At 66.3% G+C, this 19996-nt stretch carries 21 protein-coding genes and 1 pseudogene; 17 read left to right on the top strand and 5 right to left on the bottom strand.

All coding sequences use genetic code 11. From position 1 onward, the window contains the following. Window positions 1-12 precede the first annotated feature (12 nt). A complete protein-coding gene (gene ispA / locus C996_RS0102005) occupies window positions 13-906 on the bottom strand; it encodes a (2E,6E)-farnesyl diphosphate synthase (protein WP_018865803.1) in 894 nt (297 codons plus the stop codon). A 10-nt stretch (window positions 907-916) separates the two neighbouring features. Continuing rightward, window positions 917-1222: an exodeoxyribonuclease VII small subunit gene (locus C996_RS0102000; RefSeq protein ID WP_017940770.1), complete on the bottom strand. Its 306-nt coding sequence runs from the start codon at window positions 1220-1222 to the stop codon at window positions 917-919. Between the two features lie 235 nt (window positions 1223-1457). Here C996_RS0102000 and C996_RS0101995 point away from each other — a divergent pair, with 235 nt between their 5' ends. From C996_RS0101995 to C996_RS0101980, 4 genes are all read left to right on the top strand, one after another. Then, the gene (locus C996_RS0101995) at window positions 1458-1877 is read left to right on the top strand and encodes a rubrerythrin family protein (protein ID WP_017940769.1); all 420 of its coding nucleotides are present in this window, start codon (window positions 1458-1460) and stop codon (window positions 1875-1877) included. Window positions 1878-2030: 153 nt separating this feature from the next. Then, window positions 2031-3383 (top strand): heterodisulfide reductase-related iron-sulfur binding cluster, encoded by a 1353-nt coding sequence (locus tag C996_RS0101990; RefSeq protein WP_018865802.1) that lies wholly within the window; start codon window positions 2031-2033, stop codon window positions 3381-3383. Window positions 3384-3445: 62 nt separating this feature from the next. Beyond that, window positions 3446-3751 (top strand): encapsulin-associated ferritin-like protein, encoded by a 306-nt coding sequence (locus C996_RS0101985; protein WP_018142071.1) that lies wholly within the window; start codon window positions 3446-3448, stop codon window positions 3749-3751. A gap of 47 nt (window positions 3752-3798) precedes the next feature. Then, on the top strand, window positions 3799-4410 hold the full coding sequence (locus C996_RS0101980) for a DUF3501 family protein (RefSeq protein WP_018865801.1): 612 nt from the start codon (window positions 3799-3801) through the stop codon (window positions 4408-4410). A gap of 925 nt (window positions 4411-5335) precedes the next feature. Here C996_RS0101980 and radA read toward each other — a convergent pair. From radA to C996_RS0101965, 3 genes are all read right to left on the bottom strand, one after another. Then, window positions 5336-6682 (bottom strand): DNA repair protein RadA, encoded by a 1347-nt coding sequence (gene radA / locus C996_RS0101975; RefSeq protein ID WP_018865800.1) that lies wholly within the window; start codon window positions 6680-6682, stop codon window positions 5336-5338. After that, window positions 6682-7968, bottom strand: a complete 1287-nt coding sequence (locus C996_RS0101970; protein WP_018865799.1) for an HlyC/CorC family transporter — start codon at window positions 7966-7968, stop codon at window positions 6682-6684. The genes radA and C996_RS0101970 overlap by 1 nt, the downstream gene beginning before the upstream one ends. A 97-nt stretch (window positions 7969-8065) precedes the next feature. Continuing rightward, a complete protein-coding gene (locus tag C996_RS0101965) occupies window positions 8066-8866 on the bottom strand; it encodes an inner membrane protein YpjD (RefSeq protein ID WP_018865798.1) in 801 nt (266 codons plus the stop codon). Window positions 8867-9029: 163 nt separating this feature from the next. Between C996_RS0101965 and ffh the strand changes: the two genes are divergently transcribed. From ffh to C996_RS14635, 13 genes and pseudogenes are all read left to right on the top strand, one after another. Beyond that, entirely contained in the window at window positions 9030-10418 is a 1389-nt protein-coding gene (gene ffh / locus C996_RS0101960; RefSeq protein ID WP_018865797.1) for a signal recognition particle protein, read from the top strand. Between the two features lie 128 nt (window positions 10419-10546). Next, the gene (gene rpsP / locus C996_RS0101955; protein WP_018865796.1) at window positions 10547-10807 is read left to right on the top strand and encodes a 30S ribosomal protein S16; all 261 of its coding nucleotides are present in this window, start codon (window positions 10547-10549) and stop codon (window positions 10805-10807) included. A 38-nt stretch (window positions 10808-10845) separates the two neighbouring features. Next, window positions 10846-11355, top strand: a complete 510-nt coding sequence (rimM, locus tag C996_RS0101950; protein ID WP_018865795.1) for a ribosome maturation factor RimM — start codon at window positions 10846-10848, stop codon at window positions 11353-11355. A 9-nt stretch (window positions 11356-11364) separates the two neighbouring features. Then, the gene (gene trmD, locus C996_RS0101945; protein ID WP_018865794.1) at window positions 11365-12132 is read left to right on the top strand and encodes a tRNA (guanosine(37)-N1)-methyltransferase TrmD; all 768 of its coding nucleotides are present in this window, start codon (window positions 11365-11367) and stop codon (window positions 12130-12132) included. A gap of 9 nt (window positions 12133-12141) precedes the next feature. Next, window positions 12142-12498: a 50S ribosomal protein L19 gene (gene rplS / locus C996_RS0101940; protein WP_018865793.1), complete on the top strand. Its 357-nt coding sequence runs from the start codon at window positions 12142-12144 to the stop codon at window positions 12496-12498. A gap of 23 nt (window positions 12499-12521) precedes the next feature. Further along, window positions 12522-13088 carry a methylated-DNA--[protein]-cysteine S-methyltransferase gene (locus C996_RS0101935; protein ID WP_018865792.1) on the top strand — a complete coding sequence of 189 codons (567 nt, stop codon included), beginning with the start codon at window positions 12522-12524 and terminating at the stop codon, window positions 13086-13088. 413 nt (window positions 13089-13501) lie between these two features. Next, complete coding sequence (soxA, locus tag C996_RS0101930) at window positions 13502-14311, top strand: sulfur oxidation c-type cytochrome SoxA (protein WP_018865791.1); 810 nt, start codon at window positions 13502-13504, stop codon at window positions 14309-14311. 28 nt (window positions 14312-14339) lie between these two features. Beyond that, complete coding sequence (soxX, locus tag C996_RS0101925) at window positions 14340-15038, top strand: sulfur oxidation c-type cytochrome SoxX (RefSeq protein ID WP_018865790.1); 699 nt, start codon at window positions 14340-14342, stop codon at window positions 15036-15038. A 230-nt stretch (window positions 15039-15268) separates the two neighbouring features. After that, window positions 15269-15955 (top strand): sulfur oxidation c-type cytochrome SoxX, encoded by a 687-nt coding sequence (soxX, locus tag C996_RS0101920; RefSeq protein ID WP_018865789.1) that lies wholly within the window; start codon window positions 15269-15271, stop codon window positions 15953-15955. A gap of 90 nt (window positions 15956-16045) precedes the next feature. After that, the gene (locus tag C996_RS0101915) at window positions 16046-16954 is read left to right on the top strand and encodes a 23S rRNA (adenine(2030)-N(6))-methyltransferase RlmJ (RefSeq protein ID WP_018865788.1); all 909 of its coding nucleotides are present in this window, start codon (window positions 16046-16048) and stop codon (window positions 16952-16954) included. After that, the gene (htpG, locus tag C996_RS0101910; protein WP_018865787.1) at window positions 16951-18861 is read left to right on the top strand and encodes a molecular chaperone HtpG; all 1911 of its coding nucleotides are present in this window, start codon (window positions 16951-16953) and stop codon (window positions 18859-18861) included. Before C996_RS0101915 ends, htpG begins: the two co-directional genes overlap by 4 nt. 105 nt (window positions 18862-18966) lie before the next feature. Next, a complete protein-coding gene (locus tag C996_RS0101905) occupies window positions 18967-19449 on the top strand; it encodes a peptidylprolyl isomerase (protein ID WP_018865786.1) in 483 nt (160 codons plus the stop codon). Between the two features lie 272 nt (window positions 19450-19721). Next, window positions 19722-19996 (top strand): annotated as a pseudogene (locus C996_RS14635) (energy transducer TonB); the annotation flags it as partial.

Here is a 19996-nt window from a genome sequence, read left to right as displayed (position 1 = left end):
GTGCGGGCCGGTTCAGTTCATGCGGTCGACGATGTAGCGCGCGAGGAAGCGAAGCAAGTCCGCCTCCTGGCCGAAGGGTTGCAGCTCGGCGAGGGCCTCGTCGACCAGGGCCACTGCGCGTTCGCGCGAGGCCTCCAGGCCCTGCAGCGAGGGGAAGGTGGGCTTGTGCAGCCGGGCGTCCGCGCCGCAGGCCTTGCCCAGGACCTCGGGGTCGCCCTCGACGTCGAGTACGTCGTCGCGGATCTGGAACGCCAGGCCGATGCATTCGGCATAGCGCGTCAGTCGCCCCAGCGCCTCGGGGTCCGGTGTGCCCGCCAGGGCGCCCAGCCGGACCGAGGCGCGGATCAGGGCACCCGTCTTGAGCCGGTGCATGCGCTCCAGCTCCGGCAGGTCGATGGGCTGGCCGCAGGCGCCGAGGTCGATCGCCTGACCGCCGGCCATGCCGTGCAGGCCGGCCGCCCCCGCCAGTTCGCGCACGGCGTGCAGCCCCGTCGCCCCGGGCAGTTCCGCCACGCCGCCGGTCAGCACGTCGAAGGCCAGCGCCTGCAGGGCGTCCCCGGCCAGAATGGCCGTGGCCTCGTCGAAGGCCTTGTGGCAGGTGGGGCGGCCACGGCGCAGGTCGTCATCGTCCATCGCCGGCAGGTCGTCGTGGATCAGGGAGTAGACGTGGATCATCTCCACGGCCGTGGCCATTGCGTCCAGGGCCGCGTCCGGGGCGGCGGTGGTCCGTCCGGCCGCGTACACCAGTACCGGGCGCAGGCGTTTGCCCCCAGACAGTGTGGCGTAGCGCATGGCCTCGATCAGGCGCGTGTCCGGCGCGCCGTCTACGGCCAGGTGGCGGTCGAGAACGGCCTCGATGCGCTGCTGGTAGTGGGACAGGGCCTGTTCGGCATCGATGGCGGTCAACGGCGTTTCGCTAGAACGGGACATCGGGATCCGTGCTGTCGTTCGGCTCCGCTGTCCGGGGAACGTTCGTGTTCCCGCCGTGGTCATTCTGGGCAGAGGCGTCCGCCGGTGTTTCTTGTGCCAGGGCCTCGATGCGGCGCTGAGCATCGTCGAGGGCGCGCTGACAGCGGTTGACGAGTTCCATGCCGCGCTGGAATTCGCCCAGCGACTGCTCCAGGCCCAGCTCGCCGGACTCCATCCGGGCAACCAGGGCCTCCAGGGCTTCCAGGCTGGCTTCGAATTCCGCCGGGCTGTCGGCGCTGGAAGGGTCGGTCATGATGGATCACCGGGTCGAAAAGGTGAGAAAGTATCCGATCCGCTGCGGCGAGGAAAGACGTACCGCCGGTCCGCCCTTGATTATGGGACAGACGCCCCCATGATGCGGAGGGCTTCCGGTTGACACTGAACCGGGCGCGGACTAGAGTTTTCGTACAGTTTAGACCCAGTCTAAACCGCCGTCTGCACAGGCATTCCTGTGGTTGTGTAGAACCCATAGAGAGAAGGAGAGCACCATGGATCTGAAAGGCAGCAAGACCGAAGAAGCCCTGAAAGAGGCCTTTGCCGGCGAATCGATGGCCAATCGCCGTTACCTGTACTTCGCTTCCAAGGCGGACGTCGAAGGCTACAACGACGTGGCCACCGTGTTCCGTTCCACCGCGGAAGGCGAAACCGGCCACGCCCACGGCCACCTCGAATACCTCGAGAGCTGCGGCGACCCGGCCACCGGCCTGGAATTCGGTTCCACCTCCGCGAACCTGAAGACCGCCGTGGCTGGCGAGACCCACGAGTACACCGACATGTACCCGGGCATGGCCAAGACCGCGCGCGACGAAGGCTTCGACGAAGTCGCCGACTGGTTCGAAACCCTGGCCAAGGCGGAGCGTTCCCACGCCAACCGCTTCCAGAAGGCGCTGGACCAGCTGGACGACTGATCGTCTCCTGCCTGGGAAGTATGCGGGGCCGGTTACCGGCCCCGTTTTCCGGGAGACACGGAACAGCCTGTGGGCGGTGCCTGAAGGCCGGGCCCGCATGTTGTTCCGTGTTTCCCCCGAAGCATCGTACTGATACGGACACCGGAGGGATGCATGTCTGCGCCGACGCACCAACGTGAAGGAAGTCTCGAAGCCCCGACCCGTCATCCGCTGGACTGGAAGAACCCCGAGTTCTACAACGAGGAATCGCTGTTCAGCGAACTCGAGCGGGTCTTTGATATCTGTCACGGCTGCCGTCGCTGCGTAAGCCTGTGCAACTCCTTTCCCACCCTGTTCGACCTGGTCGACGAATCCGAGACCCTGGAGGTCGACGGGGTCGACAAGAAGGATTACTGGCAGGTCGTCGATCACTGCTATCTGTGTGATCTGTGCTACCTGACCAAGTGCCCCTACGTGCCCCCGCACGAATGGAATGTGGACTTCCCGCACCTGATGCTTCGGGCCAAGGCCTTCCGTTTCCAGAACGAGGGCGCGAAGACCTCGCACAAGTTGATGTCCAGCACCGACACCGTCGGCAAGCTGGCGGGCATCCCGGTGGTCGCCGGCGCGGTCAACGCCGCGAACAAGAACGGTGCCGTGCGCAAGATGCTCGACAAGACCATGGGCGTGCACCCGGACGCCCCGGTCCCCGAATACCACTCGAAAAAGGGGCGCTCGCGCCTCGCGAAGGCCGCGAAGGGGGTCAGCAACCCCGAGCCTGCCGGCGCCACCCAGGGCAAGGTCGCCCTCTATGCGACCTGCTACGGCAACTACAACGAGCCGCACCTGGTCGAGGACCTGGTCAAGGTCTTCGAGCACAACGGCATCGAAGTCACCCTGGTCGACAAGGAACAGTGCTGCGGCATGCCCAAGCTGGAGCTGGGCGACCTGAAGTCGGTGGAGGCCTCCAAGGACGCCAACATCCCGGCGATGAAGCGCATGATCGACCAGGGCTACGACATCGTCGCCCCGGTGCCGTCCTGCGTGCTGATGTTCAAGCAGGAACTGCCGCTGATGTTTCCGGACGACGCCGACGTGATCGCGGTGCGCGACCGCATCTTCGACCCGTTCGAGTACCTGATGGAGCGGCACAAGGACGGCAAGCTCAACACCGACTTCCCCGAAAAGCTCGGCAAGATTGCCTACCACGCCGCCTGCCACCTGCGGGTGCAGAACATGGGGCTCAAGACCCGTGACCTGCTGAAGCTGGTGCCGGATACCGAGATCGACGTCATCGAACGCTGCTCCGGGCACGACGGTACCTATGGCGTGAAGAGCGAATTCTATGAAACGGCCAGCAAGATCTGCCGCCCGGTGGTCAGCCGCGTGCAGAAGGCCGAGTCGGATCATTACTCGAGCGACTGCCCGATGGCCGGCCACATGATCGAAAACGGGTTGCAGGGCAAGGGCGAGGACAAGGCGCCCGAGCACCCGCTGACCCTGCTGCGCCAGGCCTACGGCCTGTAGCCGCCGCTCGACCCACAGGACGCGACACGGGCGGAAGACGCGCCCGGGAATGGAGAAAAGACATGGCCAGTGACAGCTACCACGAACCCGTCGAGGAACTGAGCGACGAGTCGCGCGAAATGCACCGTGCGATCGTCTCGCTGATGGAGGAACTCGAAGCGGTGGACTGGTACCAGCAGCGCATCGACGGCTGCAAGGACGAGGAGCTCAAGGCGATCCTCGCGCACAACCGCGATGAGGAGATCGAACACGCTGCGATGGTGCTGGAGTGGATCCGGCGCCATAACCCGGTATTCGACCACGAACTGAAAGACAACCTCTGGTCCGACAAGGACTACACGAAGACGGGGCACCACCACGATCACTGAGGGGTGCCGGTCCTGGCGGGCCAGTCCGATGAGACGGAGGTATCGAGATGCAGATGGAGGCAAGTGTGGACAAGCTGAGTCGTGAAGACCTGTATTCGCTGGAGAAGTACCATGAGGTACGCCCCCAGTTCCGCAGCGAGGTGATGCAGCACAAGCGGGATCGTGTGGTGCAGGTGGGTCCGGCGGTGACCCTGCATTTCGAGGATCGCAAGACCATGCAGTACCAGATCCAGGAGATGCTGCGGGTCGAGAAGATCTTCGATGCCGAGGGCATCCAGGACGAGCTCGACGCCTACAATCCGCTGATCCCGGATGGCTCCAACTGGAAGGCGACCATGATGGTCGAGTATCCGGACGTGGACGAGCGCAAGGTGCAGCTGTCCAAGCTGATCGGGATCGAGCGCAAGACCTACGTGCAGGTCGAAGGCCACGACAAGGTCTACCCGATCGCGAACGAGGACCTGGATCGCGAGACCGATGACAAGACCTCCTCGGTGCACTTCCTGCGCTTCGAGCTGACGCCGGAGATGGTCTCCGCAGCGAAGTCCGGTGCGGCCATTGCTATGGGCGTGGAGCACGAGAACTACAGCCACCGGCTGGACGCCGTCGCCGAGGGCACGCGCGAGTCGCTCGCGGCCGACCTCGACGCCGTCAACTGACGCGGTCTCTATCTCCGCTTCACGAAAGGCGCCTCCGGGCGCCTTTTTCGTTTCCGGCCCATGCCGGACTGTGGTTGTGGCTGGGTCTGTTTCGTCTTCTGGTGTTTGCTGGGGCTTCGTCGGGCCGCCTGCCTCGTGGTGGCTGGCCCTGGTTCGGCATCGGGTGTTTACGGTGGTTCCGGTCCACATACTGCCGAGCGCTGACTCGCCAGCGCGCCCCGAGTCACTTCTTTGCTCGTGCAAAGAAGTAACCAAGAAACACGCCCGACTGCCGCGACCCCGGCCCGCTGTGCGGGCCGGGGCTGCCCTCGCTCCGAGGGTTTTCGCGGGCGGCGCTGAACTCGCTGCGCCTGCGGCTCCGCTCAGACATCCAGCGCCTTTTTCCCCGCGAAAACCCTCCCCGCTCGGCGCGACGACAACGGGGGGTCAAGGTCAAGACAACGGCGGTTCCGACGAGATTGCTAATGGATGAAGGCTGGGTCTTCGCACATCTTGGGCACGCTCGGCCTTCGGCCGTTGCGTGCCGCGCCCGCTAGCGGGCGCCGGGGGCTGTCGGACGGCAAGGCCGTTGTTGTGTCGTGGGGTCGGAAATCCTTCTGTCTTGACCTTCGCCTCCCGTATGGAGCCCCTCGCGGAGGGCGTGATGGGCCGGGAGAAGGCGCTGGATGTCTGAGCGGAGCCGCCGGCCCAGCGCGTCCGGAGCGAGGTTCCCGGGCGAAATCCGGGTGCCCTTCTTTGGGTACTTTCTTGGGCAAGCAAGAAAGGACCTCGCGGCGCGCTGGCGAGTCAGCGCCGGGCAGGCGGCGGACCGAAGGCACGTAAACACCGGATGCCGAACGAGGACCTGCCACTACGAGGCAGGCGGTGAGCCGAAGGCACCGTAAACGTGACCGGCGGACCAGCCGGGAAGGGGCGGGGCTGGCCGCTAAAGGGCGTCGAGGACTTCGGAGAGGCGCGAGACCGCGACGACTTCCATGCCCTTGATGGGCTTGCGCGGCGCGTTGGCCGCCGGGGCGATGGCGCGTGTATAGCCATGCTTGGCCGCCTCGCGCAGGCGCTCCTCCCCATTCGGCACCGGCCGGATCTCGCCGGCCAGCCCGACCTCGCCAAAGGCCAGCATCTCCTGCGGCAGTGGCCGGTCGCGAAAGCTGGATAGGGCGGCCGCGAGCATCGGCAGGTCGGCGGCCGTCTCGGTCACGCGCACGCCGCCGACCACATTGATGAAGACATCCTGGTCGAACAGGGCGACGCCCCCGTGCCGGTGAAGCACGGCCAGCAGCATGGTCAGGCGGTTCTGCTCCAGCCCCACGGTGATGCGCCGCGGTTGCGAGGCATGGCTCTCGGCGACCAGGGCCTGAACCTCGACCAGCAGCGGCCGCGTGCCCTCACGGGTGACCATCACGACGCTGCCAGGCACCGGGCCCTGGTGGCGGGAGAGGAAGATTGCGGAAGGGTTGGAGACGGCCTTCAGGCCGTTCTCCAGCATGGCGAACACACCCAGTTCGTTGACGGCGCCGAAACGGTTCTTTACCGCGCGCAGCATGCGGTAGCGCCCGTCCGGGTCGCCCTCGAAATACAGCACGGTGTCGACCATGTGCTCCAGCACGCGCGGCCCCGCGAGCTGGCCGTCCTTGGTCACATGCCCCACCAGAATCACGGTGATGCCGCGCTGCTTGGCCAGGCGCACCAGGGCGGCGGCGCTCTCGCGCACCTGGCCGACCGAGCCGGGCGCGGATTGCAGCGCGGCGGTGTAGAGCGTCTGGATGGAGTCGATCACCAGCACTCGAGGGCGTTCGCGCTCGCAGGTGGCGATCACGTTCTCCACCTGGGTCTCGGTGAGCAGGCGCAGCCCGTCGACCTCCAGACCAAGGCGCCGGGCCCGCATGCCGATCTGCTGGGCCGACTCCTCGCCGGTCACGTAGAGCGTGTCGCCGACCGGCAGCATCGCCAGGGTCTGCAGCAGCAGGGTGGACTTGCCGATCCCCGGGTCGCCCCCCAGCAGCACCACCGAGCCGTGGACCAGCCCGCCACCCAGCGCGCGGTCCAGCTCCGACAGCCCGGTGCCGGTGCGCGGGACCTCGGCCAGCTCGACCTCGCCCAGCCGGGTGATGCCGGCGGCCTCGCCGGCGTAGCCGCCGCGCGGGCCGGCGCTGGCGGCCGGGGTGGCCTCCTCGAGGGTGTTCCAGGCGCCGCAGTCGCCGCACTGGCCGGCCCATTTGGGGCTGACCGCGCCGCAATCCCGGCAGACGTACTGGGTCTTTGCCTTCGCCATCAGGCTTCCTCGTTGTCGGGCGTGGCGGGCAGGTCCGGTGCGACCACGCGCACGGTGCGGATGGTGTTGTTCTTGATCTGGGCGATATCCATCACCACGCCGTTGATCTTCACGCTCACCGGTGCCTCGGGGATGCTCTCCAGGTGTTCGACGATCAGGCCGCTCAGGGTCTTGGGGCCGTCCTGCGGCAGGTCCAGACCGAGGGCGCGGTTGAGTTCGCGCAGGTGGATGCCGCCGTCGACCATGGCGGAGCCGTCTTCCTGGCGCAGGACGTCGTCGCTCATCGCCGGGGAGTCGGTGGTGAACTCCCCGACGATCTCCTCCAGCAGGTCTTCCAGGGTGATCAGCCCCTCGATATCGCCGTACTCGTCCACGACCAGGCCAATCCGTTTCTTCTGTTGCTGGAAGTTGATCAGCTGGCGGTTGAGTGCCGTGCCCTCGGGGATGAAATACGGGGGCGTTACCACCTGGCGCAGGTCGTCGGGGCCGAATTCGTCGCGCTCGACCAGGGGCAGCACGTCACGGCGGTGGATGAAGCCGACGATACGGTCCAGTTCGCCTTCCACCACGGGCAGGCGTGTGAAGCTCCCGTGGATCAGCTGGTCTTCGACTTCGTTCCATGGCTCGTTCAGGTCGATCACCACGATTTCGTTGCGCGGGATCATGATGTCCTCGACCGTGGTGCGCTCGAGGTCCAGCAGGTTCAGCAACATGCGCTGGTGATTGGCCGGGATCAGTGCGCCGGCCTCCGAGACCACGCTGCGCAGTTCATCGGTATTCAGCGCGGCGCGCTGGCCGGCGTTCATGTGCACGCCGAACAGGCGCAGCACCCCGTTGGCCATCAGGTTGATCAGCCACACTACCGGCCACATCACCTTGATCAGGCCGGAGTAGACCCATGCGGCGGGGTAGGCGATGCGCTCACTGTGCAGGGCCGCGAGGGTCTTCGGGGCGGTCTCGGCGAAGATCAGGAGGGTCAGGGTCAGCACGCCCGTGGCGATGGCGACCCCGGTATCCCCGAACAGGCGCCAGCCGATGAAGGTGGCGATCTGCGCGATCAGGATGTTGACGAAGTTGTTGCCCAGCAGGATCAGGCCGATCAGCCGGTCCGGTTTGTCCAGCAGCCGCGCGGCCAGTTGCGCGCCGCGGTGGCCGGTCTGCGCGCGGTGGCGCATCCGGTAGCGATTCAGCGCCATCAGCGCCGTCTCCGAGCCGGAGAAAAACGCGGACAGCAGGAACAGCACCACCAGGGCGCCGAACAGGACGGACAGCGGGATCTCTTGCAAGGGCGCGGCCTGCGGTCAGGGTTGGGGCGGACGCGGTGGCGTCGTCGGGGTCATTTCAGGCAAGGGGCGCCGGGGTGTCAAGCCGCCTCGGGGGCATTCAGATCCGCCCGAGGATGACCTCCAGCACCAGCTTGGAGCCGAAATAGGCCAGCACCAGTACGACAAACCCGCCGGTGGTCCAGGCCAGCGCGCGGGTGCCGCGCCAGCCCAGGCGCCAGCGCCCCAGCAGCAGGGTGGAGAAGATCAGCCAGGCCAGGATCGACAGCGTGGTCTTGTGCACCAGATGCTGGGCAAACAGGTTGTCCACGAACACCAGGCCGGACAGCAGGCTGAGCCCGAGGAACAGCCAGCCGATGAAGATCATCCGGAACAGCCACACCTCCATCGAGAAAAGGGGCGGCAGGGCGCGCACGAAACCCGAGGCATGGTGGTTGTGCAGCGCGCGATGCTGGGCGGCCATCACCGCGGCCTGGGCGGTCGACAGCGCGAGGAAGGCCCAGCCCAGCGCGGAAAACAGGATGTGCAGATCGATCCCCGCGGAGGTGGCGAAGCGGGTATCGCCGTCGCACAGCAGCGCGGTCACGGCGGCGAGCGCCGTCAACGGCAGGATCACCACGCCGAGGATGGCCAGCGGGTGGCGCCAGCTCGTCAGCCACAGCAGCGCGGCCACCAGCCACAGCGACGCCGACAGGGCGTTGCCGAGGCACAGGTTGAGCCCGGCCTCGGTGAGCACCATCGGCAGCAGCGCGCCCAGGTGGGCCAGCAGGGCCAGCCCCCACAGGGCCAGGGCCGCTCGCGGCTGGCCGGGTGTCAGCGGCTGGCGTCGGGCGGTGATGGCCAGGTAGCCCGCGGTGGCGAGATACAGCGCGACGGCGAGGAGTCCGGTGGCAATGATCATGACGCCGGATTATCGCTGCAATGCCGGTGGATTGCACATACCGGCGGCGGTTGCGGGTCGCCCCGCGGCGGGCCTGCATGCAAGGCCGCGAGACCGGTATACTGTCCGGTCCCGCGGTCGGCCCAAGCCCGCCGCCCGCGCACGGATCAGAAGAGGACACGCGATGTTCGACGGCCTTTCCAGCCGCCTGCAAGAGACCATGAAGCGCCTGAAAGGTCAGGCGCGGCTCACCGAGGACAACATCCAGGACGCCCTGCGCGAGGTGCGCATGGCATTGCTGGAGGCCGACGTGGCCCTGCCCGTGGTGCGCGAGTTCATCAAGGACGTCAAGGAAAAGGCGCTGGGCAAGGAGGTCATCGGCAGCCTGACGCCGGGCCAGGCCCTGATCAAGGTCGTCCATGACGAACTGATCGCGACCATGGGGGGCGAGAATGCCTCCCTGAACCTCGCCCATCAGCCGCCCGCGGTGGTGCTGGTGGCCGGTCTTCAGGGCGCGGGCAAGACCACCAGCATTGGCAAGCTCGCGCGCCTGTTGCGCGAGCGCGAGAAGAAAAAGGTCGCGGTCGTGAGCTGCGACGTCTACCGCCCGGCGGCGATCCAGCAGCTCGAGACGCTGGCGGGGCAGGTGGGTGTCACGTTCTATCCCAGCGACACCAGCCAGAAGCCCGAGGCGATCGCTGATGACGCGGTGGCCCGCGCCCGCCGCGAGGGGGTCGAGGTCCTGCTGGTAGACACCGCCGGCCGGCTGCATGTCGACGAGGACATGATGGCCGAGGTCCGGGCGCTGCATCAGGTGATCGACCCGATCGAGACCCTGTTCGTGGTCGATTCCATGACCGGCCAGGACGCCGCGAATACCGCGCGCGCCTTTGGCGAGGCCCTGCCGTTGACCGGCGTGGTTCTGACCAAGGCGGACGGCGACGCCCGCGGCGGTGCGGCGCTGTCGGTGCGCCAGATCACCGGGGTGCCGATCAAGTTCATCGGCATGGGCGAGCGCCCGGATGCGCTGGAGCCGTTCCATCCCGAGCGTATCGCCTCGCGCATCCTGGGCAAGGGCGATGTCCTGTCGCTGGTCGAGGAGGCCAGCCGCCAGGTCGACCAGGACCAGGCCGCGAAGCTGACCCGCAAGCTGAAGAAGGGGCGTGGTTTCGACCTGAACGACCTGCGCGATCAGCTCGGCCAGATGCAGAAGATGGGGGGCATGAGCTCCATGCTCGAGAAGCTCCCCGGTGGCGGCAAGCTGCCGGACGCCGTAAAGAACCAGGCCAGCGACAAGGAGATCGGTCGCATGATGGCGGTGATCTCGTCCATGACCGAGCACGAACGCCGCCATCCGGACGTGATCAAGGGCTCGCGCAAGCGGCGCATCGCGGCCGGGTCCGGCACCCAGATCCAGGACGTGAACCGCCTGCTCAAGCAGCACACCCAGATGAGCAAGGCGATGAAGAAGTTCTCCAAGGGCGGCGCGTCGAAGATGATGCGCGCCCTGGGGGGCAAAATGGGCGGCATGGGGGGTATGGGTGGCCCCGGCGGCGGGATGCCGTTCCGCTGATGGTCAAGGTTCGCGCGAACGACCGCCTGCAGCCGTGGGGAGCCCTGCCGCTTCCCTTGTGTTGCTGGCCGGATTCGTTATAATCGCGCGTTTTCTCGAGAAAACGGACTCACGGGGTTCAACACTACATGGTTACGATTCGCCTGCTACGCCGCGGCGCCAAGAAGCGCCCGTTTTATTCGATCGTGGTTACCGATTCCCGCGCTCGTCGCGATAGCGGCTACAAGGAGCAGATCGGGTTCTTCAATCCGGTGGCCCGCGGTCAGGAAGAGCCGCTGCGCATCGATCTCGAGCGCGTGGACTACTGGCTGGGTCACGGCGCCGGCATGTCCGAGCGCGTGAACCACCTGGTCAAGGGCTACCGCAAGCAGCAGTCCGCGGCGGCCTGAGGTCGTCCGGTCCGCTGTACTGACGCTTGGCTGCGGTCATGAACGAGGCGGGTGAGCGCATCCGCGTCGGGCGTGTCTCCGGGGTCTATGGCGTCAAGGGCTGGGTCCGGGTGTTTTCCGAGACCGAGCCGCGCGCCGCGATTACCGAGTTCCCGCAGTTGTGGATGCACTACGGGAACGACTGGCGCTTGGTCGAGATTGAAGGCGGCCGCGCGCATGGCGCGGGCGTCGTGATGAAGTTCCGCGAGGCGGCGGATCGCGATGCCGCCTACGGGCTGATCGGCGCCGAGTTGGCGATCGAACGCGACTGGCTGCCCCCGGCCGAAGAGGGCGCCTACTACTGGGCCGACCTGCTGGGCATGGCAGTCGAGAATCGCGACGGCACGGCACTGGGCACCATCTCGGGCTTTATCGAGACCGGTGCCAACGACGTGCTGGTGGTCCAGGGGGATCGGGAACGCCTGATCCCCTGGGTGCGCGAGCAGTATGTGCTGGACGTGGACCTGGAGGCTCGCTGCGTGCGGGTCGACTGGGATCCGGATTTTTAAGCGGCGCCGGTGCGTTTCGACGTCATCACGCTGTTTCCGGAACTGGTCGCGGCGGTTGGCGAAGCCGGCGTGACCGGGCGGGCCGTCGAGCGCGGCCGGCTGGACCTGAAATACTGGAATCCGCGCGCCTGGGGCGCCGGCTTCCACCAGGCCGTGGACGACCGTCCCTATGGCGGCGGGCCGGGCATGGTGATGCAGTACGCGCCGCTGGCGTCCGCGCTGGATGCAGCGGTGGCGGACGGGGAGGCCGCGCCGTACGTGATCGCGCTGACCCCGCAGGGGCAGCCGATCCGGCAGGCGATGCTGCGCGAGCTGGCGGCGCGCCCCCGGGTGGCCCTGGTGTGCGGGCGCTACGAGGGCATCGACGAGCGCTTCATCGAGGCGCGGGTCGATGAGGAATGGTCGCTGGGCGACTTCGTCCTCTCGGGCGGGGAGCTCGCGGCCATGGCGGTCGTCGATGGCTGCGCCCGTCTGCTCCCGGGGGTCCTGGGGCATGCGGACTCCGCCGAACAGGATTCCTTCAGTGTCGGGCTGCTGGATTGCCCGCACTACACCCGGCCGGAGACCGTGGCCGGGCGGGCAGTACCGCCGGTACTGCTGGGTGGCGACCATGGCGCCATCCGTCGCTGGCGCCGCCGTGAGGCGCTGGGCAGGACCTGGAGCCGGCGGCCGGACCTGCTGGCCCGGCTGGAACTCGGGGCCGAGGATGCGGCCCTGTTGGACGAATACCGTGTGAGTGGCCGGACAGGCGGCTCGCGCACCGAAAGCGATGATTGAGGTCGAGCAATGAATAACGTCATTCAGGAACTGGAAGCCGAGCAGATGAAGTCGGATGTGCCCGACTTCGGGCCCGGCGATACCGTGGTGGTGCAGGTGAAGGTGCGCGAAGGCGACCGCGAGCGCCTCCAGGCCTTCGAGGGTGCGGTGATTGCCGTGCGCAATCGTGGCCTCAACTCCGCGTTCACCCTGCGCAAGGTCTCCTACGGTAACGGTGTGGAGCGCACGTTCCAGACCCACAGCCCGCAGATCGCCGAGATCAAGGTGAAGCGCCGCGGCAAGGTGCGTCGCTCCAAGCTGTACTACCTGCGCGACCGCACCGGCAAGGCCGCCCGCATCAAGGAAGACGTCAAGGCGGCGAAGTAACGCCGGCCGGCGGGGTGCGGCAAATGGCCGTGACCCCGTCACCCCTGGCTTTTCGCTATTTGATGTCGGCTGGATCGACGACCCGCAGCCAGCGCTGTCTCCTCCCCGGAGTCGCGCTGGCTTTTGCGTGGCTGGAATCCGCGAACGGTGAGCTCCTCGCCTGCGACTGGCAGGACCCGGATGATCCCCGGGAGCTGGTCCCGCTGGCCGACATCCCGGGGGCCGATCGTCGCCCGCCACCGTTTGCCCCGGACGCCTATGGCCGGGATGCGTCCGCCTGGCAGCCGACCCCCGCGGTCCCGCCGGGCAGTGCCCATGCGCGCCGCGTCTGGGCGGCCCTGTCGGAGATCCCGGTCGGCGAGGTCCGCACCTATTCCGAGATTGCGGCCCGCGTGGGCTCGGCGCCCCGCGCCGTGGGGCAGGCCTGTCGCGCCAACCCCTGGCCGCTGTTCATCCCCTGCCATCGGGTCGTGTCCTCCCGCTTTCGTCGTACCCATGATGTGGGCGGCTACGCAGGCGATCAGGTGGGCGAGCTGGCCCAGGTCAAGCGCCTGTTGCTGGCGCACGAGGGGGTTCTGAAGCACGAATGATCCGGCGCCCGTCGCGTGCCGGTTTTTCTCCCTTCCTTCCGCCATCCCGGTGATTCTTCCCGCCCCCGCGGCTCCTGGTCTGCGTGCTTTGTTCCCCCTGCGGGGAATCTTCATCTCTTTTTTCAGTTTCTTGCGCGCCCGAGCCGCCCTGAACGGCGGCTGAAAAAAATTCCCCAAAACCGGGAATAGATTGGAGTGCTCCCCCGTCTGCCCCTCGGTGTTGATGCCCAAGAACCTTTCAAAAACAGACTTTTAGGAAACGCTAATATAGTCTTTTGTGTTGACAGCACGGACTCGGGTTCAGCACTCTGCTACACAGGTCCGGGCCAGATCAGTCCCGGGCTTCATCGAAAAAAACCCGTGTGATGGAGGTTTCCATGTTCAAGAAAGCATTGCTTGCGTTGCCCGTAGCAATGGCTGTTGGGGCTGCAGCTCAGGCCGGCGAGTGGCAGGACCCCAATGATGTCCTGCAGAACCTGCTGCAGAACAATCCCGATTCCGCCTACCTGCATCAGAGTGAAATGAACATCATGATGATGCCGGACAACCCCGCCCTGTGGCTGATCGACGAAGGCGAAGAACTGTTCTACGCCGAGCGTGGCCCGAACAACGTCTCCCTGGAAGGCTGCGACTTCGGCAAGGGCCCGGGCGAGCTTGAGGGTGCTTACGTCGAGCTGCCGCGCTACTTCGAAGACACCGGCAAGGTGATGGACTTCGAGATGCGCCTGGTGCACTGCATGAAGGAACTGCAGGGCTTCACCAGCGATGATCCCGCGGTGGCCCGCCGTCACGGCAACGGCTCCGACATCATGCAGCTGACCACCTATATCGCCCACCAGTCCTCCGGGATGGCGTGGAACCCGCCGCTGGATCACCCGGAAGAGCAGGCCATGCGCGACGCCGGTGAGGTGCTCTTCTTCCGCCGCGGCGGTGCGATGGACTTCAACTGCGCCTCCTGCCACGGCGATGCCGGCAAGCAGATCCGCGCTTCCGTCCTGCCCGAGATGCGCAACGGCCAAGAATGGACCAAGGCGGTCTCCTGGCCCGCCCACCGCGCTGGCCACGACAACGTGCGTAGTCAGAACCACCGTATCCGCGGTTGTGTGTGGCAGATGCGTCACGCCGGCATCAAGGCGGACACCCCGGTCAACACCGCTCTGATCTCGTTCTGGAACGATGCGGCGCGCGGCGAACCGGCCGTCCTGCCTGACCTGAAGCGGTAACCTACGGACGCAATAGGAGACACCAAGTATGTTTAAGAAGAATGCTGTTGCGGCCGGCATGGCCGCGTTCGCATCCGTCGCCCTGACCGCAGGTTGCGCCGTTGCCGACGGAAGCAAGGGTTCGGATGTCGATATCACCGCGATGAGCGCCGAGGAGCTCGCCGAACACCTCATCTTCGAGACGGACAGCTTCCGTGATCAGGAGATGCAGGAAGGCGGTACCTGGCGTGATCGCATGACCCAGGACGAGCTGCAAAAGGCCTGTTCCTTCGATAGCACCCGCAACGGTCTGGATGGCGAGACCGCCGGCCGTGTGGTTGCGATGGCCCGTGCGTCCTACGAGGCACCGGAAAGCATCGAGCTGGGCGACTGGCGCAAGGGTGCCGAACTGGCCGACTCCGGCTACGGCTATCGCCAGGGTCATAACACCGATGACCACAGCCAGCGCGAAGCCGGTGGCAACTGCTACAACTGCCACGTGTTCGACCCGCGGGTATCCGAGCAGGGCACCATCGGCCCGAGCCTGCAGAACTATGGTGCCAACCGTGGTACCAGCGAAGCCGTCCTGCGCTACGTGCACGAGGTGATTTCCAATCCTCACCAGTACTTCCCGTGCACGGAGATGCCGCGCTTCAACTCCGACCGTCACCAGCTCCTGAGCGACGAGCAGATCAGCCATATCATGGCCTACCTGCTGGATCCGGAGTCGCCGGTCAACAACCAGTAACTCGTTTGCTGGATCGGGGCAGTCCGCAAGGACTGCCCTTTTTTGAGTCCCCGCGCAAGGTTGCGGGGCTTCAGAAAAGGGTCCCATCGCGCTCGACCTCTCGTCCGTGCGCGGGTCCCGGGCGAGAACGAGACGCTCCAGCCATCAGGCCAGCCGGGCGAAAGCCTTGAGGCGCTGGTCTCACCGCGGGAAAGAAGCGGCAACAGCCGACGCAAGAGGAGAAATCAGGGATGCTCAGTAACAAGACGGTGGGGGCGAGCTTGGCCATCGTGGCGTCGACGGCGCTGATTGCAGGCTGCGACGGCTGGATGGGCGAGCGAGGCGGCGAAGTCGATATTACGGCGATGACCGCCGACGAATATGCGGAATACCTCGTGCTGGAGACGGACAGCTACAGCTTCGAGCAGGAGGCACAGGAGGGCGGATCAGCCCGGGACCGTATGGTCCAGGACGGCATCCAGGCGGCCTGTTCGCTCGAAGGCGAGCCGGATGCCGATACGGCCGGCGAGGTCATCGCGATGGCGCGCGAGAGCTACGAAGAGCCGCCGGGCGGCCCGCGCCTGGGGAACTGGCGTCGGGGTGCCGAGCTGGCGCGTTCCGGTTACGGCTATCGGATCGGTCATCGCAATGACGACCACGGTACCCGCGAGCCGGGCGGCAACTGCTATGCCTGCCACCAGATGGATCCGGCCGAGGAGCTCTACGGCACGCTGGGCCCAAGCCTGGCGGGTTACGGGGCCACCCGTGGAACCGACAGCTCGGTCGTGAATTACGTGCATCAGGTGGTGTCCAACCCCCACCAGTACTTCCCGTGCACCAAGATGCCGCGCTTTGGCCACAACAACTTCCTGACCGAAGAGCAGATCGCGCACGTGATGGCGTATCTGCTGGACCCGGAGTCTCCGGTCAACCAGTAAACCGGTCACACGGTCGAGGGCGGTCGCTATCGGCTGCCCTTCTTGAGCCACCGCGGGTACGCTCGCGGTGGCTTTTTGTTTGAGGGACGCATGCTCAGCTACCAACACGACTATCACGCCGGCAATTTCGCCGATGTGCACAAGCACCTGGTCCTCTGGCAGGTTCTGGAATCCCTGCGCGGTCGCGACAAGCCCTTCGTGGCACTGGACCTGCACGGGGGTGCCGGCGGGTACGACCTGACCGGTGCGCGGGCGCGCAAGACCGACGAGGCCGCGGCCGGTATCGCCCGCCTGTGGGCGACGGAACAGCCCTTGCCCTCGGGCGTGCGGGAGTTTCTCGGCACGCTGCGGTCTATGCAGCCCCGGCCCCCGCGTCTGACGGAGTACCCGGGATCCCCTTTGCTGATCCAGGCGCGGCTGCGCGAACGCGATCAACTGATCGCCTGCGAGCTGCATCCCGAGGCATACGGACGTCTGCGGGCGCGGTTGGCGGGGGATCCGCGCTGTCACGTGCACAAACGCGACGCGCGCGAGGCCGCGCGGGCCTTGTTTCCCCCGGAGCCGCGCCGTGGCCTGGCCTTGCTGGATCCCTCCTACGAGCGCAGGGCCGAGTATCGCGAAGTGGCCGAGATGGTGACGACGATCCGCCGGCGCTGGAACACGGGGATCATCCTGATCTGGTATCCGATCCTCGCGGGCCGGCCGGATCACGCGATGCGCGAGCACTTGAGAGCCGAACTGGAGGATCCGTGGCTGGCCAGCGAGCTGCGCATCGCACCCGACCCCGAACGCCACATGGGGCTGGCGGGTTCCGGGATGCTGGTGCTGCGGCCCCCGTGGCAACTGGAGGCGCATCTCCCCGAGCTGCTGGCGCCGGTGTGGCAGGTCCTGGATCCGGAGGGTGCCGGTGGGCTCTACCAGGCAGCTGTCCTTGAAAACGGCACGGGCGACCCAACCTTGCGACGTGTCGAGACCAATCAAGGGACGAGCAGGCCATGAGTGAAACCCAGACCGCACCGCAACCCGAGACCCGCCGCTTCGAGACCGAGGTCAGTCAGCTCCTGCAGCTGATGATCCACTCGCTGTACTCCAATCGCGAGATCTTCCTGCGCGAGCTGATCTCCAATGGCGCCGATGCCTGTGACAAGCTGCGCTTCGAGGCCCTGGCCCAGCCGGAGGCGATTCCGCAGCCGGCGGAGCTGGCGATCGACGTCGAGGTGGATCCGGAGGCGCGCACGGTGACGGTGCGCGATAACGGCATCGGCATGTCCCGGGACGAGGTGGTCGAGCATATCGGGACTATTGCGCGTTCCGGCACCAAGGCGTTTCTCGAGAAGCTGACCGGGGACCAGAAAAAGGACTCGCAGTTGATCGGCCAGTTCGGGGTGGGCTTCTATTCCTCGTTCATCGTGGCCGATGAGGTGCGCCTGGAGACCCGCCGAGCCGGCAGTGAGCCGGATGCGGGTACCCGCTGGGAGTCACGGGGCGACGGCGAATACACCATCACTGCCTGCGAGCGCACCGAGGGTGGCACCGAGATTACGTTGACGCTGAAGGAAGACGCCGACGAATTCCTCGAGCCCATGCGCCTGCGCCACATCATCGGGCGGTATTCGGACCATGTGGCGTTCCCGATCCGCATGCGCAAGTCGGATGACGAGGGCAACCCGACCGACGAATGGGAGACGGTCAACCGCGCCAGCGCGCTGTGGACCCGTTCGAAGAACGAGATCAGCGACGAGGAGTACCAGGAGTTCTACAAGCACGTCGCGCACGACTTCGAGGACCCCATTGCCTGGACGCATAACCACGTCGAGGGGCGCCAGGAGTACACGACGCTGTTCTACATCCCGAAGCGGGCCCCGTTTGACCTGTGGGACCGCGATGCCCGTCACGGGGTCAAGCTCTACGTAAAGCGCGTGTTCATCATGGACGACGCGGAAAAGCTGCTGCCCAACTACCTGCGCTTCGTGCGCGGCGTCGTGGACTCGGCCGACCTGCCGCTGAACGTCTCGCGCGAGATCCTGCAGGACAACCGCCTGGTCGACTCGATCCGCTCCGGCTCGGTGAAGAAGATCCTCGGGCTTCTGCAGTCCATCGCCGACAACGAACCCGAGAAATACGCCGAGATCTGGAAGAACTTCGGGCGGGTGCTGAAGGAAGGCCCCGGCGAGGACTTCGCCAATCAGGAGACCATCGCGAAGCTGCTGCGCTTTGCCAGCACGCACAATAGTGACGACACCCAGAACGTGGCGCTGGCGGACTACATCGAGCGCATGAAGGACGGTCAGGAGGCGATCTACGTGATCACCGCCGATAATGCCTCCGCCGCGCGCAACAGCCCGCATCTGGAGGTGTTCCGCAAGCACGGGATCGAGGTGCTGCTGCTGTCCGACCGGGTCGACGAATGGCTGCTGTCGCACCTGCGCGAGTTCGATGGCAAGGCGATCAAGAATGTTGCCAAGGGCGACCTGGACCTCGACAAGATCATCGGCGAGGAGGCAGACCCGAAGAGTGGTAGCGACGAGCCGGCGGGCGACGACGATCTGGGCGATCTGCCCGAACGCCTGCAGCAGGCGCTGGGCGATCGGGTCGACAGTGTGCGCGCCTCGCGGCGGCTGGTGGAGTCTCCGGCCTGCATCGTGCTCGGCGAGCACGAGATGGCGCTGTACCTGCAGGAACTGCTCAAGCAGGCCGGCCAGGAGACCTTCTCCGGCAAGCCGGTACTGGAGGTCAACCCGGGGCACCCCCTGGTCGAGCGTCTGAAGGCCGCCGAAGGAGACGACTTCAACGACCTCGCCTCGCTGCTGTTCGAGCAGTCCCTGCTGGCCGAAGGCGGGCAACTGGAGGACCCGACCGGGTTCGTCGCGCGGCTCAATCGCCTCCTGTTGCAGAAGGCCGCCTGACCCGATTGGCCACCCGCCGGAAACCGTATCGCCGGCGGGTGGACCTGACGCGCGGCCGTGTTCCGCGTTACCCTTACAAGTTCATGTATTAAGAGGGCAAAGCCCATGCAAGTCGCGCAGAACGCCGTGGTGGCCATCCACTACACCCTGACCAACGACGCTGGCGAGAAGATCGACAGCTCCGAAGGCCGCGAGCCGCTGGCCTACCTGCACGGGAACGGCCAGATCGTCCCGGGCCTGGAGAAGGAGCTGGAAGGCAAGGCCGCCGGTGACAAGGTCCAGGCCAAGGTCTCCCCGGCAGAAGGCTATGGCGAGAAGATCGATGCCATGGTCCAGGAGATCCCGATGGATGCGTTCCAGGGCGTCGAATCCGTCGAGCCGGGCATGCAATTCCAGGCGCAGACCGAAAATGGCCCGCTGACCGTCACCGTGACCAAGGTCGAGGGCGATACCGCCACGGTCGACGGGAACCACCCGCTGGCCGGCGAGACCCTGAACTTCGACGTCGAGATCGTCGAGGTCCGCGAGGCCTCCGCCGAAGAGCTGGAGCACGGCCACGCCCATGGCGAGGGCGGTCACCAGCACTGAGCGTGCCGGGCCGGCGCCACGCTGGCCTGACCACGAGGCGTGAAGGCTCGCCAGTCCGACCCGCTCCGGTGCCGCCGGGGCGGGTTTTTTCGTTCCGGGCCCGCCCGATGTGCCGTGCTCGGGGCTTCATTTCCGATAGTGATATTGCAAACCATTCTCATTCCGTATAGGGTGCCCTCCGTTGATGGCAACGGCGACCGGATCATCCTCCGCGCCCGCCACGATCACCGGACCCGGCTGAAGGTGTCCAGTCCTTGCAGCGAGCGTGCTCGATGATGGCCAAACGTACGAACACAACTCCCCCCGGACGCCGGCGAACGCTGGCGCTGGGGGTGGCCGCCAGCTTCGCGCTGCATGCCGGAGTGCTGGGTTCGCTTTGGGTCATGCGCGATGCCGAGCCGGAATCCATAGGCACCCGGGGCGGTGGCATGGAGGCCCACTGGGTCGATCTGGATAGCGTCCTGCCGGGCGAGCCGGCGATTGAACCCGAGGCCGTTGCGGAGACACTGGACGAACCGGAACCGGAACCGGAACCGGAACCGGAACC

Origin of the sequence: Thioalkalivibrio sp. ALE25 (assembly GCF_000377285.1) — a bacterium.
Classification (GTDB): Bacteria; Pseudomonadota; Gammaproteobacteria; order Ectothiorhodospirales; family Ectothiorhodospiraceae; genus Thioalkalivibrio.
This window is presented reverse-complemented; position numbering and strand designations above follow the sequence as displayed.

Excerpts from the sequence above, each read along its gene's own strand:
- C996_RS0102000 (WP_017940770.1), bottom strand. The coding sequence starts at position 1,222 with ATGACCGACCCTTCCAGCGCCGACAGCCCGGCGGAATTCGAAGCCAGC.
- C996_RS0101995 (WP_017940769.1), top strand. The coding sequence starts at position 1,458 with ATGGATCTGAAAGGCAGCAAGACCGAAGAAGCCCTGAAAGAGGCCTTT.
- C996_RS0101990 (WP_018865802.1), top strand. The coding sequence starts at position 2,031 with ATGTCTGCGCCGACGCACCAACGTGAAGGAAGTCTCGAAGCCCCGACC.
- C996_RS0101985 (WP_018142071.1), top strand. The coding sequence starts at position 3,446 with ATGGCCAGTGACAGCTACCACGAACCCGTCGAGGAACTGAGCGACGAG.
- C996_RS0101980 (WP_018865801.1), top strand. The coding sequence starts at position 3,799 with ATGCAGATGGAGGCAAGTGTGGACAAGCTGAGTCGTGAAGACCTGTAT.
- radA (WP_018865800.1), bottom strand. The coding sequence starts at position 6,682 with ATGGCGAAGGCAAAGACCCAGTACGTCTGCCGGGATTGCGGCGCGGTC.
- C996_RS0101965 (WP_018865798.1), bottom strand. The coding sequence starts at position 8,866 with ATGATCATTGCCACCGGACTCCTCGCCGTCGCGCTGTATCTCGCCACC.
- ffh (WP_018865797.1), top strand. The coding sequence starts at position 9,030 with ATGTTCGACGGCCTTTCCAGCCGCCTGCAAGAGACCATGAAGCGCCTG.
- rpsP (WP_018865796.1), top strand. The coding sequence starts at position 10,547 with ATGGTTACGATTCGCCTGCTACGCCGCGGCGCCAAGAAGCGCCCGTTT.
- rimM (WP_018865795.1), top strand. The coding sequence starts at position 10,846 with ATGAACGAGGCGGGTGAGCGCATCCGCGTCGGGCGTGTCTCCGGGGTC.
- rplS (WP_018865793.1), top strand. The coding sequence starts at position 12,142 with ATGAATAACGTCATTCAGGAACTGGAAGCCGAGCAGATGAAGTCGGAT.
- C996_RS0101935 (WP_018865792.1), top strand. The coding sequence starts at position 12,522 with ATGGCCGTGACCCCGTCACCCCTGGCTTTTCGCTATTTGATGTCGGCT.
- soxA (WP_018865791.1), top strand. The coding sequence starts at position 13,502 with ATGGCTGTTGGGGCTGCAGCTCAGGCCGGCGAGTGGCAGGACCCCAAT.
- soxX (WP_018865790.1), top strand. The coding sequence starts at position 14,340 with ATGTTTAAGAAGAATGCTGTTGCGGCCGGCATGGCCGCGTTCGCATCC.
- soxX (WP_018865789.1), top strand. The coding sequence starts at position 15,269 with ATGCTCAGTAACAAGACGGTGGGGGCGAGCTTGGCCATCGTGGCGTCG.
- C996_RS0101915 (WP_018865788.1), top strand. The coding sequence starts at position 16,046 with ATGCTCAGCTACCAACACGACTATCACGCCGGCAATTTCGCCGATGTG.
- htpG (WP_018865787.1), top strand. The coding sequence starts at position 16,951 with ATGAGTGAAACCCAGACCGCACCGCAACCCGAGACCCGCCGCTTCGAG.
- C996_RS0101905 (WP_018865786.1), top strand. The coding sequence starts at position 18,967 with ATGCAAGTCGCGCAGAACGCCGTGGTGGCCATCCACTACACCCTGACC.